This is a genomic window from Salmonella sp. SAL03688 (genome assembly GCF_046551895.1).
Taxonomy (GTDB): Bacteria; Pseudomonadota; Gammaproteobacteria; order Enterobacterales; family Enterobacteriaceae; genus Salmonella; species Salmonella enterica.
Window position 1 is genome coordinate 246,892 of sequence record NZ_JBGDVI010000005.1, and the last position, 15,631, is coordinate 262,522.

General features: G+C 51.7%; 15 protein-coding genes and 1 other RNA gene. 6 read left to right on the plus strand and 10 right to left on the minus strand.

What is annotated here, in order from left to right; all coding sequences use genetic code 11:
- Window positions 1-224 precede the first annotated feature (224 nt).
- Together lpp and ACLJR2_RS07710 are read left to right on the plus strand one after the other, a co-directional pair.
- Window positions 225-461: a murein lipoprotein Lpp gene (gene lpp / locus ACLJR2_RS07705; RefSeq protein ID WP_001082307.1), complete on the plus strand. Its 237-nt coding sequence runs from the start codon at window positions 225-227 to the stop codon at window positions 459-461.
- Window positions 462-543: 82 nt separating this feature from the next.
- Window positions 544-783, plus strand: a complete 240-nt coding sequence (locus ACLJR2_RS07710; RefSeq protein WP_001534763.1) for a major outer membrane lipoprotein — start codon at window positions 544-546, stop codon at window positions 781-783.
- Between the two features lie 64 nt (window positions 784-847).
- Here the strand turns inward: ACLJR2_RS07710 and ACLJR2_RS07715 are convergent, their stop codons facing one another.
- From ACLJR2_RS07715 to sufA, 7 genes are all read right to left on the minus strand, one after another.
- On the minus strand, window positions 848-1,849 hold the full coding sequence (locus ACLJR2_RS07715) for a L,D-transpeptidase family protein (protein WP_000817051.1): 1,002 nt from the start codon (window positions 1,847-1,849) through the stop codon (window positions 848-850).
- Window positions 1,850-2,003: 154 nt separating this feature from the next.
- Entirely contained in the window at window positions 2,004-2,420 is a 417-nt protein-coding gene (gene sufE, locus ACLJR2_RS07720; RefSeq protein ID WP_000729472.1) for a cysteine desulfuration protein SufE, read from the minus strand.
- A gap of 12 nt (window positions 2,421-2,432) precedes the next feature.
- Complete coding sequence (sufS, locus tag ACLJR2_RS07725; RefSeq protein ID WP_000143863.1) at window positions 2,433-3,653, minus strand: cysteine desulfurase SufS; 1,221 nt, start codon at window positions 3,651-3,653, stop codon at window positions 2,433-2,435.
- Window positions 3,650-4,921 (minus strand): Fe-S cluster assembly protein SufD, encoded by a 1,272-nt coding sequence (sufD, locus tag ACLJR2_RS07730; protein WP_000907932.1) that lies wholly within the window; start codon window positions 4,919-4,921, stop codon window positions 3,650-3,652. Before sufD ends, sufS begins: the two co-directional genes overlap by 4 nt.
- Window positions 4,896-5,642 carry a Fe-S cluster assembly ATPase SufC gene (gene sufC / locus ACLJR2_RS07735; protein ID WP_000948902.1) on the minus strand — a complete coding sequence of 249 codons (747 nt, stop codon included), beginning with the start codon at window positions 5,640-5,642 and terminating at the stop codon, window positions 4,896-4,898. The genes sufD and sufC overlap by 26 nt, the downstream gene beginning before the upstream one ends.
- 16 nt (window positions 5,643-5,658) lie before the next feature.
- Window positions 5,659-7,146, minus strand: a complete 1,488-nt coding sequence (gene sufB / locus ACLJR2_RS07740) for a Fe-S cluster assembly protein SufB (protein ID WP_000089383.1) — start codon at window positions 7,144-7,146, stop codon at window positions 5,659-5,661.
- A gap of 8 nt (window positions 7,147-7,154) precedes the next feature.
- Window positions 7,155-7,523, minus strand: a complete 369-nt coding sequence (sufA, locus tag ACLJR2_RS07745; RefSeq protein ID WP_000418969.1) for a Fe-S cluster assembly scaffold SufA — start codon at window positions 7,521-7,523, stop codon at window positions 7,155-7,157.
- Window positions 7,524-7,949: 426 nt separating this feature from the next.
- On the opposite strand from sufA, the gene ACLJR2_RS07750 reads away from it, so the two are divergent.
- Window positions 7,950-9,296 (plus strand): L-cystine transporter, encoded by a 1,347-nt coding sequence (locus tag ACLJR2_RS07750; protein ID WP_000261856.1) that lies wholly within the window; start codon window positions 7,950-7,952, stop codon window positions 9,294-9,296.
- A 287-nt stretch (window positions 9,297-9,583) separates the two neighbouring features.
- Here ACLJR2_RS07750 and ACLJR2_RS07755 read toward each other — a convergent pair whose 3' ends face one another.
- The 3 genes from ACLJR2_RS07755 to ACLJR2_RS07765 all read right to left on the minus strand — a co-directional run bounded on the left by ACLJR2_RS07755 (window position 9,584) and on the right by ACLJR2_RS07765 (window position 13,334).
- Window positions 9,584-9,772 (minus strand): YdiH family protein, encoded by a 189-nt coding sequence (locus ACLJR2_RS07755; RefSeq protein ID WP_001537749.1) that lies wholly within the window; start codon window positions 9,770-9,772, stop codon window positions 9,584-9,586.
- 98 nt (window positions 9,773-9,870) lie between these two features.
- Window positions 9,871-10,281, minus strand: a complete 411-nt coding sequence (gene menI / locus ACLJR2_RS07760) for a 1,4-dihydroxy-2-naphthoyl-CoA hydrolase (protein ID WP_000637930.1) — start codon at window positions 10,279-10,281, stop codon at window positions 9,871-9,873.
- A complete protein-coding gene (locus tag ACLJR2_RS07765) occupies window positions 10,278-13,334 on the minus strand; it encodes an FAD-binding and (Fe-S)-binding domain-containing protein (protein ID WP_000612920.1) in 3,057 nt (1,018 codons plus the stop codon). Before ACLJR2_RS07765 ends, menI begins: the two co-directional genes overlap by 4 nt.
- 264 nt (window positions 13,335-13,598) lie before the next feature.
- On the opposite strand from ACLJR2_RS07765, the gene ydiK reads away from it, so the two are divergent.
- From ydiK to ACLJR2_RS07780, 3 genes are all read left to right on the plus strand, one after another.
- Window positions 13,599-14,717: an AI-2E family transporter YdiK gene (ydiK, locus tag ACLJR2_RS07770; protein ID WP_000248613.1), complete on the plus strand. Its 1,119-nt coding sequence runs from the start codon at window positions 13,599-13,601 to the stop codon at window positions 14,715-14,717.
- Between the two features lie 182 nt (window positions 14,718-14,899).
- An RNA gene (gene rprA / locus ACLJR2_RS07775) (antisense sRNA RprA) lies at window positions 14,900-15,007 on the plus strand.
- 167 nt (window positions 15,008-15,174) lie between these two features.
- On the plus strand, window positions 15,175-15,543 hold the full coding sequence (locus ACLJR2_RS07780; RefSeq protein ID WP_001534769.1) for a YdiL family protein: 369 nt from the start codon (window positions 15,175-15,177) through the stop codon (window positions 15,541-15,543).
- Window positions 15,544-15,631: the final 88 nt, after the last annotated feature.

The window sequence follows — 15,631 nt, forward strand, 5'->3', positions numbered from 1 at the left end:
CAAATCGGATTTTACTATCTAATTGCGGATTATCTAAGAAGAATCCGATGGAAGCCCCCTGTTTTCTTTCGGTTTTTTAGGGACTTTCATGCATTTCGATGCTTCTTTGAGCGAACGATCAAAAATAAGTGCATTCCCATCAAAAAAATATTCTCAACATAAAAAAGTTTGTGTAATACTTGTAACGCTACATGGAGATTAACTCAATCTAGAGGGTATTAATAATGAATCGTACTAAACTGGTACTGGGCGCGGTAATCCTGGGTTCTACTCTGCTGGCTGGTTGCTCCAGCAACGCTAAAATCGATCAGCTGTCTTCTGACGTTCAGACTCTGAACGCTAAAGTTGACCAGCTGAGCAACGACGTGAACGCAATGCGTTCCGACGTTCAGGCTGCTAAAGACGACGCAGCTCGCGCTAACCAGCGTCTGGACAACCAGGCTACTAAATACCGTAAGTAATAGTACCTGCGTAATAAAAATGGCGCACATTGTGCGCCATTTTTTTTACCTATATAACCACACAAAATATAATGTTATCGTTATGACCCGCACTAACAAGCTGATCTTAGGTGCAGTAGTTCTGGGTTCCACGTTACTGGCAGGTTGTTCCAGCAACGCTAAAATCGATCAGTTGTCTTCCGATGCACAGACGCTGAGCGCTAAAGTTGAGCAACTGAGTAATGACGTAAATGCAATGCGTTCTGACGTTCAGGCTGCTAAAGACGATGCTGCTCGCGCGAACCAACGTCTGGACAACAAAGTATTCCGCATCTGTAAATGATTTGACGCACGATATAAAATGGCGCACATCGTGCGCCATTTTTTGTCCGTCGTTTGCGCGAAGGCTACTGCGTCGCGCGCGTTTGCCCCTCTTCCCCGACAAAACCGTTCTGAGCGGATTCGACTGCGGTCGTATTTACCGCTGGCGTCTGCCCGGCGCTCACGCTGACTGGATAACCGGCTCGCCGGTATAGCGCCTTATCGACCAGGCGACTATCCACCCCTTGCGCATTTCTGAACGCGGTAAATTCCGCAGGCAACACGTAGGGCATCGTCTGCACGTTTTGCTCTTCTTCCGGCGATAGCGGCCTGTGTACCTCTACATAACGAATGCCATTCGGCTCGACAGAGAATTTCACCGGCTGGTTAATCACTTTTACCGGCGTCCCCGTTCTGACCTGCGCAAATAACGCTTTGATGTCCGGCGCGTTCATGCGAATGCAACCGGAACTCACGCGCAGACCTACGCTATCCGGCGCGCTGGTGCCATGAATGAGATATTCCCCATTACCGTGCGCCAGACGCAGCGCATAGCGTCCCAGCGGGTTATTTGGCCCGGCAGGGATCACCGGTGGCAGCGTGATCCCCCGCTCAAGCGAACGTTGGCGTATGCCCGCCGTCGGCGTCCACGTCGGGTTGGGGATCTTTTGCCCTATCCGGGTGTCCATGACGGGAGTTTCCAGCCCCTGCAAACCGATGCCGATGGGATACACCTGAACGCGGTTTTCTCCCGGCGGATAATAATACAACCGTAGCTCCGCGAGGTTGACGATAACGCCTTCCCTGGGCGCATCCGGCAATAGCATCTGCGAGGGAATGGTAATTAGCGTACCGGGCTTAGGCACCGGCGCAATCGTATTGTTCGCTTCAAGAATGAGCATCGCCGCCGTATCAAAACGCCGGGCGATAGCCTGCAGGTTTTTATCACCTTCCTGTACGGTATAGGTTTGATTCTGACCAATAAGACGGCTGCCTTCGGGCGGTAATGGATAATCAACCGCCCAGGCTGCCTGTAGCGCGCTATACGCGCCGATAATAGCTAGAGTAATGAAAGACGCACGTTTCATACCAAACCTCCTGTATTCCTGGTGATGTCCTCTGCGACGGCTGATAGCGCTTCGCTTATCAGAACAACAAAATATACGCTCTATCCACTCTGGATAAAGCGACGTCGCCGTCCGACAAAGGATTTGACATCAGGTAGAACGCTGTCTGTACAGTTTAGCTAAGAGTGGCGGCCTTAGCGCGAATTGCGCGAATCATTGCTTCCAGCCCCTGAGAACGAGAAGGCGTGAGGTGCTGCGTAAGCGCCATTTTTTCGAACCATGGCCGTACATCAAAATACACAATATCCTGCGCCGTCATTTGGTGGTACAAAATAAATACCACCGCCATAAGGCCTTTAACGATCGCCGCGTCGCTGTCGCCCTGCAATTCGATGATGCCGTTGGCGTTTCGCCGCATCACGATCCACACCCGGCTCTGACAGCCATGAATCGTATTTTGCGGATTGCGATCCTGCGGATTTAACTCCGCCAGGCGCTGCCCCAGCTCAATAATATATAAATATTTCTCTTCCCAATTAGCGCAACGCGTAAAGTTACGCAGCAATTTTTCTTTATCCGGTAGCGCAGCCATAAAACCTCACTGTTATCCCAATAAGCGGTGGATACGCGTTAATCCTGCCACCAGTCGGTCCACTTCTTCATGGGTGTTATACATCGCCAGCGAAGCCCGGCACATTGCCGGCACGCCATACCAGGCCATGAGCGGCATCGCGCAGTGATGCCCCGTTCGTACCGCGATACCGTAATTATCAAGAAAGCTGCCGACGTCATAAGCATGGTGTTTACCCAGATTAAACGTGATGACGCCCAACCGCTGCGCCGGACCATACAGCGTGATATCAGGCACCTGCGCCAGTTGCTCCAGCGCATAGCGCATCAGCATCTGCTCATAATCGCCAATCTTATCCAGTCCCAGCGACGTCACATAGTCAATTGCCGCGCCCAGACCGATGATGCCGCCAGTATTCGGCGTTCCCGCCTCAAAACGCCAGGGCGCTTTCGCCCATGTCGTTCCCTGCGTCAGGCTGACGGTCGAAATCATCGACCCGCCCCCTTCCCACGGCGGCATTTCTTGCAGCAACGCCTCTTTAACATACAGAATGCCGATGCCGGTCGGCCCGTAAAGTTTATGGCCGGAGAAAACGTAAAAATCGCAGTCCAGCGCCTGGACGTCAACAGCATGGTGCATCACGGCCTGGGCGCCATCCACCAGCACTTTCGCTCCATGCTGGCGCGCCAGCGCAATCATGTCCGGCAGTGGGTTTTCCGTCCCCAGCACATTGGAAACATGGGTAATGGCCAGCAGTCGGGTCCGGTCATCGAACAGCGCAGCTAAGGTCTCCAGCCGCAGCGTACCGTCAGGATGCAATGGGATCACGCGCAGTTCAGCGCCTTTGCGCTCACACAGCATCTGCCAGGGAACGATGTTAGCGTGATGCTCCATCTCGCTGATGATAATGTTATCCCCGGCGCGAATATTTTCCGTTCCCCAACTGTTGGCGACAAGGTTAATGCCCTCCGTCGTACCGCGCACGAACACCAGTTCTTCTGCGGAGCGGGCGTTAATAAACCGCGACGCCTGCTTACGCACATTCTCCATGCTTTCGGTCGCCTGCGCGCTTAACGTATGGATACCTCGATGTACCGCAGCATAGCCGTGACGGTAGAAGGCAGATTCAGCGTCAATCACCTGATTGGGTTTTTGAGCGCTGGCTGCGCTGTCCAGGTAAGCCAGCGGCAGGCCGTTAACTTCACGCTGCAGTATGGGAAAATCCGCCCGTACTTTTTCTACAGGAAATGTCATACCAGGCCTCCGGGCAGTCGCTGGCCGATTCGCGCCAGCACCTGCTGTTTAAGGGCGCTATCATGGATAGCTTCCGTTAACTCTGCAGCAAACGCGTAAAGAATCATGTGCCGCGCCTCCTGCTGCCTGATGCCGCGTGATTGCAGATAAAACATCTGCTCATCGTCAATACGCCCGATCGTCGCGCCGTGGCTGCACTTCACGTCATCGGCATAGATCTCTAATTGCGGTTTGGTATCGACTTCAGCCAGTTTCCCCAACAACAGGTTATTATTGGTCATCTGGCCGTCGGTTTTAATGGCGTGTTGCGCCACGTTGATCAGGCCATTAAAGACCGCGCGTCCTTTGTCGCTGACGATGGTCTTGTGCAACTGGCGGCTGTTACAGTAACCTTTGTTATGTTCCAGCCATGTCCGCGTATCGCAGACTTCATTTTTCACCGGCATCGCCAGACTATTCAGTCGAAGCGTCGCGTTTTCGCCATTCAGTTGTGAGCTGCTGTGGTGACGTAGTACTGCGGCGCCCAGCAGAAAACTGTGGCTAAACGCCGAGGCGTCTGTCGCCAGCAGAAGATCGTTATGCGCAAAGTGATAGCTGGACGCATTTTCAAACGCCAGTTTGATATGACGCAGTTGCGCATTGTCTGCAACGTTCATCGTCAGACGCGCGCCGGTAAAATGTTTTGCCGCTGTAAGGCTGACATAATGCTCAATAACCGTCGCTTCCGCGCCTTCCGCCAGCGCCAGATGGTGGCGATAATGCGCGGTATTCAGCTCGTCGCTATCCACGCCCTGCGTGATATGCATTAACAGTAGCGGCCTGGTCGGACGCTGATTTCGCCGTACCTGTATATACGTGACACATTGCGCCAGGCTTTCCGTCAGATGCAGAAAAACCTCGGGATGTACCGGCGCGGCAAGCGTCTGGCGCTCATCCCTGACGCTAACGTCAAATCCGCTGTTTTGCGTGCTATCACTGAGCTCTGGCATAAACCGACCATCGACAAACACCAGTCGCACGGCATCGATTTGCAGCGCCAGCGCATCACGCTGTGCGGCGCTGATAGTCGCACACTGCTGGATAAACTGGCTATGGGTTAAGCCCTCCAGCGGCGTGTATTTCCAGTCTTCATGTTTACGCGTCGGCAATCCCAGACGTAACATCTGTTGTAAATGTTGTCTTGCTTGCTCAGTTCGACTTTCTCCTTTTTCTTCAAAGAGATGCTGCCATTGCTGTAGCGCTTTACTGCTGTTCGGTAAGCCAGCCATAACCCTGCTCCTCCAGTTGTTTGACCAGAGTAAAATCGCCGGATCGGACAATTCGCCCCTGATAGAGGACATGGACGTAATCAGGCTTGATGTAGTCCAGTATGCGCTGATAGTGGGTCACGATAATAAAAGCGCGTTTATCGTCGCGTAACGCGTTGACGCCTTCCGCCACAATTTTCAACGCATCGATATCCAGTCCGGAGTCAGACTCATCAAGGATGCACAGTTCCGGCTCCAGCACCGCCATTTGCAAAATATCATTGCGCTTTTTCTCCCCGCCGGAAAAACCGACGTTTACCGAACGGGTCAGTAAATCTTCCGGCATTTTCAGCAATGCGATCTTTTCTTCCATCAGATCCTGAAAATCAAAGCGATCCAACGACGCCTGCCCGCGGTAGGCGCGCACGGCATTCAGTGCGGTTTGCAGGAAAAACTGGTTACTGACGCCGGGGATTTCTACCGGGTACTGGAAGGCCATAAAAATCCCTTCGCCCGCCCGTTCTTCCGGCGACAGTTCAAGCAGATCTTTACCTTTGAACGTAACCGAGCCGCCGGTGACCTCATAATCTTCACGTCCCGCCAGGGTGGCGGAGAGCGTGCTTTTCCCGGAACCGTTCGGCCCCATAATGGCGTGAACTTCGCCGGGGCGAATCTCCAGATTCAGGCCACGCAAAATCGCTTTTTCTTCCACACTGACCTGTAAATCTTTAATGCTTAACATGGGTTTTCCTTCATCATTAACCGACGCTGTGCTCAAGGCTAATCGCCAGCAGTTTTTGCGCTTCAACGGCAAACTCCAGCGGCAGTTCCGAGAAAACGTCTTTGCAGAAACCGTTGACGATCATCGAAATAGCGTCTTCTTCGCTGATACCGCGTTGCAGACAATAGAAAAGCTGATCTTCACCGATGCGTGATGTTGTCGCCTCATGCTCCAGCTGCGCGCTGTTATTGCGGCATTCAACATACGGGAACGTATGTGCGCCGCAGTCCGCGCCAATCAACATGGAGTCGCATTGGGTGAAATTTCGGGCGTTGGTTGCCGTCGGCATAATTTTTACCAGCCCACGGTAGCTGTTCTGGCTGTGGCCGGCGGAAATGCCTTTTGAAATAATGGTTGAGCGCGTGTTTTTACCGATATGGATCATTTTGGTGCCGGTGTCAGCCTGCTGATGTCCACTGGTCAGCGCAACGGAATAGAACTCGCCGATAGAATTATCACCGCGCAGAATGCAGCTCGGGTATTTCCAGGTAATCGCCGAACCGGTTTCCGACTGGGTCCACGACATCTTGCTGTTTTCCCCTTCGCACAACGCCCGCTTGGTCACAAAGTTCAAAATGCCGCCCGTGTTGTTGTCGCCCGGGAACCAGTTTTGTACGGTGGAATATTTTACTTCAGCATCTTTATGGATGATGACTTCCACTACCGCGGCGTGTAGCTGATAACTATCGCGTACGGGCGCGGAGCAGCCTTCGATATAACTCACATAGCTGCCTTCATCCGCCACCAGAATCGTGCGCTCAAACTGACCGGTTTTCTCAGCGTTAATGCGAAAATAGGTGGATAACTCCATTGGGCAACGCACGCCTTTGGGAACATAGATAAATGTCCCATCGGAAGCGACTGCCGCATTCAGCGCGGCAAAAAAGTTATCGTTCCCCGGCACGACGGTGCCAAGATATTTCCTGACCAGGTCAGGGTGATCGTGTATCGCTTCGCCAAAAGAACAGAAAATAATGCCCTGTTCCGCCAGTTTTTCACGGTATGTGGTCGCTACGGAGACCGAATCAAAAATCGCATCGACGGCGACCTCTTTCCCTTCGCGAACCGGAACGCCAAGTTGCTCGAAGGCGTCTTCAACCTCTTTACTCAAAAAGGTATTCGCGCCCGTTTGCTGTACGGCTCCCGGCTGGGAAACGCAGCTATCGTCGCAGTTTCCGCATGATGGCGCAGAGTAATAGCTGTAGTCCTGATAGTTCAGTTTATCGTAGTGCGCCTTCAGCCAGTGCGGTTCATCCATGTCCAGCCAGGCTCTATAGGCATTGAGACGAAATTCCAGCATCCACTCAGGTTCGTTACGCTTTGCGGAAATCGCGCGCACCACCTCTTCACTGATGCCTTTTGCCAGTTCATCAGTGGGTAGTTGCGTGAAAAATCCTTCTTTGTAATTAAGGCGTCCGCCTGTCCAGATGCCGACCTCTTCCGTTGCTTCAGTATTACGAGACATAGTACCGCCTATACCCCAAAACTTTCGCCGCAGCCGCATTCATTCTGGGCTTTGGGGTTATGAAATTTAAATAACTGGTTCAGCCCTTCCTGTACGTAATCCACTTCTGTTCCGTCAATAAAAGGCATCGCCTGTAACGGTGCGAAAAGCTTTGCGCCTTCGGCTTCAAAAACCAGATCGTCTTTATCCGGCTCCCGAACGGTATCCAGAACATAGCCAAATCCGGCACATCCCGTCTGTTTTACGCTTAACCGCACGCCCAACATGCCCGGCTGCTTTGCTGCCAGTTCACGTATGTGCGCAGCCGCCGCTGGCGTTAACGTCAGCCCTTGCCAGGGGAAGTCCTCCGGGTTAAACGTGTCTGAATGCAATTCCATAGAGTTACCTCGCGTTCTTAATCACCAGGATATAACAGCATGTTAGTGATAATGATTATCACTTCAACCCCTTAACCGCAGGGGCTTTCCAACAAATGGTTATATTGAGCGCCTTTTATTAAGCATAGACCCTGTCCGCCAGGTCATACGACAGACAAAAAATCGCTTAACATTTTGATAAGTAATGATTTATAAGACATTAACCGTTCTGGCAGGTCAAAAACGAAAAGATGTATAGAAAATGACTATTTAATTAATAGGCTGTCGACATTGCCGGGCGGCGAGGTCAGAACCCCATTTTTTGTATGGATACCTGGCGTTGCGCTCTTTATAATCCGCTGCGGTTCTATAACTCAGTTTGAGCTATAGGTTTATGTAAACTCTTTCCGGCATTTCAGGTGCTGAATGAGGCAAGAGGCTTAAAATATGGTTGTTACGCTCGCGTATATCGCACTTTTTTTGGTTTTCTCGTGGGTCATCTTGAGAATTAATCAAAAAAGCGATTCCCTGTCGAAAAGCGTTTTTATCGCTATCTTTTTAGGGGCTGTTATTGGTTTATCCCTGCATTTTATTTCAGCAAATCACACTAAAACCATTATCGAATGGTACAGCATCGTCGGCAATGGTTACGTCCACCTGCTAAAACTGGTCGCTATACCGCTAATTTTTATTTCTATTCTTTCCGCCATCAATAAACTGGAAAATAGTGCCGGCATCGGAAAAATGTCGCTGACGATCGTCGGATGCATGTTATGCCTGGTGATGGCTGCTGGTTTTATCGGATTACTGACCGCCCATGTACTGGGGCTTGACGCCAGCGCTTTTGTGCACATGCCGTCAATGTTAACTACAGAAGAAGTCAATAAGACTGCCGCGGTGTCGATTCCCCAGTTAGTGACATCGCTGATTCCGACTAATATTTTTCTTGATCTTACGGGGGCCAGAAGTGTTTCCGTTATCGGCATCGTTATCTTCACGCTAATAGCGGGGATCGCCCTGTTAAAGGTCAAAAAAGAGGCGCCGGAAGAAGGTCAGAAATTAAGCGCAGGCATTAACGCTATCCAGATCTGGGTCATGAAGATGGTACGTATCGTTATTGCATTAACGCCCTATGGCGTCATGGCATTAATGACTACCGTATTTTCATCATACCACTTTGAACAATTCGCCAGCTTACTTGGTTTTATCGGCGCCTGTTATATCGCGATTTTCATGATGTTTATCGTGCATGCCATCTTGCTGATCCTCAGCGGTAATAATCCAGCGCGTTATTTCAGAATGGTCTGGCCCGTCTTAACCTTTGCGTTTGTTTCCCGCAGCAGCGCAGCCTCTATCCCGCTGGCCATTTCCGCCCAGGAAAAATTTGGCGTACAAAGCACCATTGCCAATATTTCCGCCTCGTTTGGCTCCAGTATGGGGCAAAATGGCTGCGCCGGGATTTATCCGGCTATTATGGTAGCGATGATTGCGCCCACCATCGGCATCGATCCGCTCTCGCTGCATTTTCTGGCCGCGATGTTGCCTGCCATTGCGCTAGGGTCTATTGGCGTAGCCGGCGTCGGCGGCGGTGGTACGTTCGCGGCGCTGATTGTCCTGTCGACGTTGAATTTTCCCGTTGCGCTGGTCGGTATTTTTATTGCCATCGAACCTATCGTTGATATGGCCCGCACGGCACTGAACGTTAACGGATCGATGATGTCAGGGGTGCTGGCTAACCGTATTTTGAATAATCATACGGCTGACGACATGCCGGCGGTTATTGACAGACCTTAGTTTTTTACGCGCCCGGAAAAGAAAAACCCTTAAGTCTGTTCAATACAGGCTTAAGGGTTCCGGCCCCATCCGGCGCTTATCTCCGGCACTCTTAATGGCTTAGCTCTTGAAGGGGCATAAGAATAATCTCATAAAGAGAGCGCGCCTTTTTAGCACAAATGGCGATCTGTATTTTTTTTAAACAAAATCAAGGGGGTTATCTATTACCTGGGGACAGTGTCTGGTGAGATTGCCTGGTAACATAGCCGGATGGCGGCTAACGCCTTATCCGGCCTACACAGACTTTATTAATGCACGCCCAACCGCCAGGCGAAATAGATCTCTTCTTTCAGTTCGGTTGCAGAGAGGGTGAGGAGATCGGCAAACTCTAACTCCAGCTGTTTTAAACGCTTCAAATACTGCGCGGGAGAAAGTTCGGTTTTATCACGGCGTAAAAATTCAATCGCCAGTTGGGTCGGGTCCAAATCAGTAGACATATCATCCTCGCTTATGTGTAAACGTGCACAGTATATCACCTTTTTCTGCGCACATTTTGACCAAAAGCAATATGCATCACACTTTTATGGTGACAACGTCACACAATCGCTGTAGTAAGACGCGAAGAACAGCACAGACGTCCCTGTTCATCAAAGATCTCTATCTGCCAGACCTGATGCCGAGCCCCGGTATGCAACGCTTTACAGACGCCTCGTACGCGCCCCTGACGCGCCGACCGTACATGGTTGGCATTCACCTCCAGCCCCACCACCTTTTGCTCCCCCTGTGTACACAGATAACCTGCGACCGAGCCGATACTTTCCGCCAGCACCACAGACGCTCCGCCATGCAGCAAGCCGAACGGCTGTTTGGTGCGATGATCGACGGGCATTGTCGCTTCCAGCGTATCGTCCCCAATACGCTCAAAGCGGATATCAAGCAGGCCAACCATATTCCCTTCCCCCATCGCATTAAGCGCATCGAGGGTCACTTCACGTTTCCAGATCAACCTATAATCTCCAGTAATGCCTGCAACGGGTGACGCACGCCCGTACCTTCAATGCGTTTAACCTGGCTTCGGCAGGAATAGCCGGTTGCCAGGCAGCGGTTTCGCGGTAGACGTTGCATCGCCTGATGCCAGGATAGCTCATAAATTCCCAGCGAATTTTTATGATTGGTGAGTTCATGTCCATAAGTACCCGCCATACCGCAGCAGCCTACGCTGACATTTTCCAGCTTCGCGCCAAAATGGGCAAAGATGGCGGTCCACTGCGCAGGCGCGCCGGGTAAAGCCGTGACTTCCGTACAATGACCAAAAAAGTACCACGGTTCGCCGCTCACCTCGACGGACAGTCTTGCATTTATTTCCTGCGCCAGCCATTCATTCACCAGCAACACATGAAAATCGCCGCGCTGTTCGCCCAGCGCCAGTTTGTATTCGTCGCGATAACACAGAACCAGTGCCGGATCGACACCCACCATCGGCATCCCCAACGCGGCGATCCGATTAAGGAACTCAGAGGTTTTTTTCGCCGTTTTCGCAAAGCGATTAAGAAAACCTTTAATATGCTGCGCCTTACCATTCGGCGAGAACGGTAACAATACCGGCCTCCTGCCCAGCTTTTCCGCCAGGCGGATAAAGTCCGCCACGACCCGGGCGTCGTAGTAGCTGGTAAACGGATCCTGAACCACCAGTACCGTTTTCGCTTTTTGCTCGGCGCTCATGCGTTCCAGTTGCTCAAGCGTCATATTGGCAGACGGATGGCCCACCAGTTGCTGTTGCAATGAAGGGGCAGAAAGCAGAGGTAAATCCACCATACCGATATGTTTTTTCGCCAGATTGCGAACCATCGGTTGGTTAATAAAAAAGTTAAAGGTCTTTGGCGCACGCGCCATCAGCGGCGCGTAGGTCTCGACCGTCGCCACCAGATGATCGCGTACCGGACGCAGATAACGCGTATGGTAAAGCTGTAAGAAACGTGAACGAAACTCCGGAACATCGATTTTAATCGGACACTGGGTCGTACAGGCTTTACACGCCAGACAGCCGGACATGGCCTCTTTAACTTCATGGGAAAAGTCATACTCGCCTTTGCGTTTGTGCCAACTATTCCGGGTGCGGGCAATCAGCGTGCGTAAGCTGGCGCGTTTTTCCGGCAACTCCTTTTCCAGCTTCAGCGGATCGACGCCGCGATCGGCCAATAGACGGAGCCATTCCCGTACCAGCGTCGCCCGCCCTTTCGGCGAGTGGATCCGGTTAAGGCTAATTTTCATCGACGGGCACATCGGGCTTTTCGCATCGAAATTAAAGCACAGGCCGTTACCATTACACTCCATAGCGCCGCGCCAGGTCTGCCGTACCGCCAGCGGGATTTGCCGATCCCAGGTGCCGCGTTTTACCGCATCCACCTTCATCATCGGCGCCTCTATCCCTTGCGGCGGACAGATTTTACCCGGGTTAAGTCGATTATGCGGATCAAAAGCCGCTTTTATTTTGCGCAGCTCGCCATACAGGACTTCGCCGAAAAAGGCCGGGCTGTATTCCGCACGGAAACCTTTTCCATGCTCGCCCCACAACAGCCCGCCGTATCTGGCGGTCAGCGCGACGACCTCATCGGAGATCTGTTTCATCAACAGTTCCTGCTGCGGATCGCACATATCCAGCGCCGGACGCACATGCAGCACCCCGGCATCCACGTGGCCGAACATGCCGTAACTTAAGCCATGACCATCCAGCAGGGCGCGAAATTCGGCGATGTAATCGGCCAGATGTTCAGGCGGCACGCAGGTATCTTCCGCAAAAGGAATCGGTTTGGCAGCACCTTTCGCATTACCCAGCAGCCCTACCGCTTTTTTGCGCATCGCGTAAATACGCTCAATACCCGTCAAATCGGTACAAAGTTGCCAGCCGATCACGCCCGCTTCCGCTCGCGCCATCAGACCATCCAGCCGGTGGCACAGCGCCTCGACCTGTCCGTCAATAAGCGCTTCATCGTCACCCGCGAATTCCACGATATTCAGGCCAAGCATTTCTTTATCCGGCACATCGGTAATCAATTCGCTAACGGAGTGCCAGACAATATCTTCCCGCGCGAGGTTAAGGACTTTGGAATCGACCGTCTCGACGGATAAGGCGCGCGCATCAACCATAAAAGGGGCGTTACGCAGCGCGGAATCAAAGGAGTCGTATTTTACATTCACCAGACGGCGGACTTTGGGTATCGGGGTAATATCCAGCCGGGCTTCAGTAATAAACGCCAGCGTCCCTTCCGACCCCGTTAAGATGCGGGTGAGATCGAAGCGGGTCATGTCATCGTTAAAGACGTGGCGTAAATCGTAGCCTGTCAGGAAACGATTGAGCTTTGGAAAGCTATCGAGGATAAGTTGACGGTTTTCCAGGCAGGACTGATAGACGGTCTGATAGATGCGGCCTGGCGTCGTCGTGTTTTCACCCAGCGTCCGGGCAAGCTCTACGGGCATCGATTGTGTGTCAAGGATATCACCCCCCAACAATACGGCCCGTATGCCTAAGACATGATCTGACGTTTTTCCATAGACCAGCGAACCCTGACCAGAGGCATCGGTATTAATCATACCGCCAAGCGTGGCGCGATTACTGGTGGAAAGTTCCGGCGCAAAAAAATAGCCATACGGCTTTAACGCTTGATTAAGCTGATCTTTTATCACTCCCGCCTCTACCCGCACCCATCCCTCTTCAGGATTAATTTCAATAATGCGGTTCATATAGCGGGACATATCAACAATAATGCCCTGGTTTAACGCCTGGCCATTCGTGCCAGTACCGCCGCCTCGCGGGGTAAATATCAGCGACGTAAAGCGCGGCTCCGCCGCCAGACGGGCAAGAAGCGCGACATCCGCCGTAGAACGGGGAAACACAACAGCATCGGGAAGAAGCTGGTAGATACTGTTATCGGTCGACATTGTCAGACGGTCGGCATAGCTGGTTGCCGTATCGCCCGTAAACCCTTGCTGCTCCAGCGCCTGCAAAAAATTGAGCACCAGCTGAACGACGCCGGGTGCCTGAGAAATTTGTGGAATCATTATATTGACCTTTTCCTACGGTCTATGTTGTGAACGGTGGCGCCCAACCCGGCGAGCGCGAGCGGTCTACGCACAGGAAGGGATGCTTAATCGTTTGCGTGTTGCGTTATTTGTTGTATCACATTTTTTTCCTGTGCGCCCAACAGAATTACATGCAGAATCGGCCTGTTAAAAACCGCTGAAATTGCTCATCATTATAGGGTGTGGTTTGCATGTTCACGTCGCGCCAACGTTCTGGCGCAAAGACAAAGGTGAAAAGTATTTATGGTAAATGTTCGTCAGCCCAGGGATATTGCGCAAGTGCTGCTATCGGTGCTGTTTTTAGCCATCATGATTGTGGCCTGTTTGTGGATAGTACAGCCTTTTATTTTGGGGTTTGCATGGGCAGGTACGATTGTTATCGCGACCTGGCCCGTTTTGCTGAAATTACAAAAAATATTGTGGGGCCGCCGCTCGCTTGCCGTACTGGTCATGACGCTGCTGTTAGTGCTGCTCTTCGTTATTCCCGTCGCCTTGCTGGTGAACAGCATTGTCGATGGTAGCGGCCCGCTCATCCATGCAGTGACCGGCGGCGATATGACGCTACCCGATCTGGCATGGTTAAATAATATTCCGTTGGTTGGCGCCAAACTGTATGCCGGATGGCATAGCCTGCTGGATATGGGCGGTAGCGCTATTATGGCGAAAGTGCGGCCTTATATCGGCACAACCACGACCTGGTTTGTCGGTCAGGCGGCGCATATCGGACGCTTTATGATGCACTGCGCCCTGATGCTGTTGTTTAGCGCCCTGCTTTACTGGCGCGGCGAACAAGTGGCGATGGGAATACGCCATTTTGCCTGTCGTCTCGCGGCTAAACGCGGCGATGCGGCGGTTCTGCTGGCTGCCCAGGCGATCCGCGCCGTGGCGCTTGGCGTGGTGGTCACCGCGCTGGTACAGGCGGTACTTGGCGGCATCGGGCTGGCGATTTCCGGCGTGCCTTACGCTACCCTGTTGACGGTAGTGATGATCCTTTCGTGTCTGGTTCAGTTGGGGCCGTTGCCGGTATTGATTCCAGCCATTATCTGGCTTTACTGGACAGGCGACACCACCTGGGGCACCGTGCTGCTGGTTTGGAGCGCCGTCGTCGGCACTCTGGATAACGTGATTCGCCCGGTACTCATCCGCATGGGTGCCGATTTACCGCTGCTTCTGATCCTTTCCGGGGTAATCGGCGGCCTGATTGCATTCGGTATGATTGGTCTGTTTATTGGACCGGTGCTTCTGGCCGTGACCTGGCGTTTGTTCTCCGCATGGGTACATGAAGTTCCGGCGCCGACGAATGAACCAGAGGAGATCCTTGAAGAGCTGGATGACATCGAGGAAGCCAACAAGCAGTCATAATCCCGTCGGGCGGCATTGCCGCCCGATGCTTTAGCGACGTTTATCAATTCAACGCACACCTCATTTTGATTCGCCCGTCTGTTCCCCGCCGCATCTCATTTCTGTCGCAAATCCGTTACAGTTTTTAAACTATTGAGACGAATCTGATCGACGCAAAAAGTGCTCATGCCTACTATTAGCACACGGTTATAAATCAACACATTGATTTATAAGCATGGAAATCCCCTGAGTGAAACAACGAATTGCTGTGTGTAGTCTTTGCCCGTCTCCTACGATGGGCTTTTTTTTTAACTTTTTTCGCTGCATTGTTACATAAGCCAGCTCCCGTTTCCCTTCAACACCGCGATATCTGCAACGAACAAATAATATTGCACAAAATAGTGTGATTCTGTTCAAGTCGAAACGGTGTCGGTGGTGCTATTTATAGCATCACTTTTTTCATATAAAAGCCTAAAAAATGATGAACGCGTTAGAACTACAAGCACTACGGCGTATTTTTGATATGACGATTGAAGAATGCACAATCTATATCACCCAGGATAATAATTCGGCAACCTGGCAACGATGGGAAGCTGGCGACACTCCCATCTCTCCAGAAATCATTGCCAGGTTAAAGGAAATGAAAGCCAGGAGACAGCGACGAATTAACGCCATTGTTGACAAAATAAATAACCGCATCGGCAATAATACAATGCGTTACTTCCCTGATTTATCTTCTTTTCAGTCCATTTATACAGAGGGGGATTTTATCGAGTGGAAAATTTATCAATCTGTTGCTGCCGAACTTTTCGCACATGATCTGGAGCGGCTGTGTTGGGAGTGTTAGAAATTCTGTGTCATTCCAGTAATATACAATCAAAAAGGAATGACACATGTCCCAGCCCTTCGATTTCGATAAAGCGCTTAAGGCACTC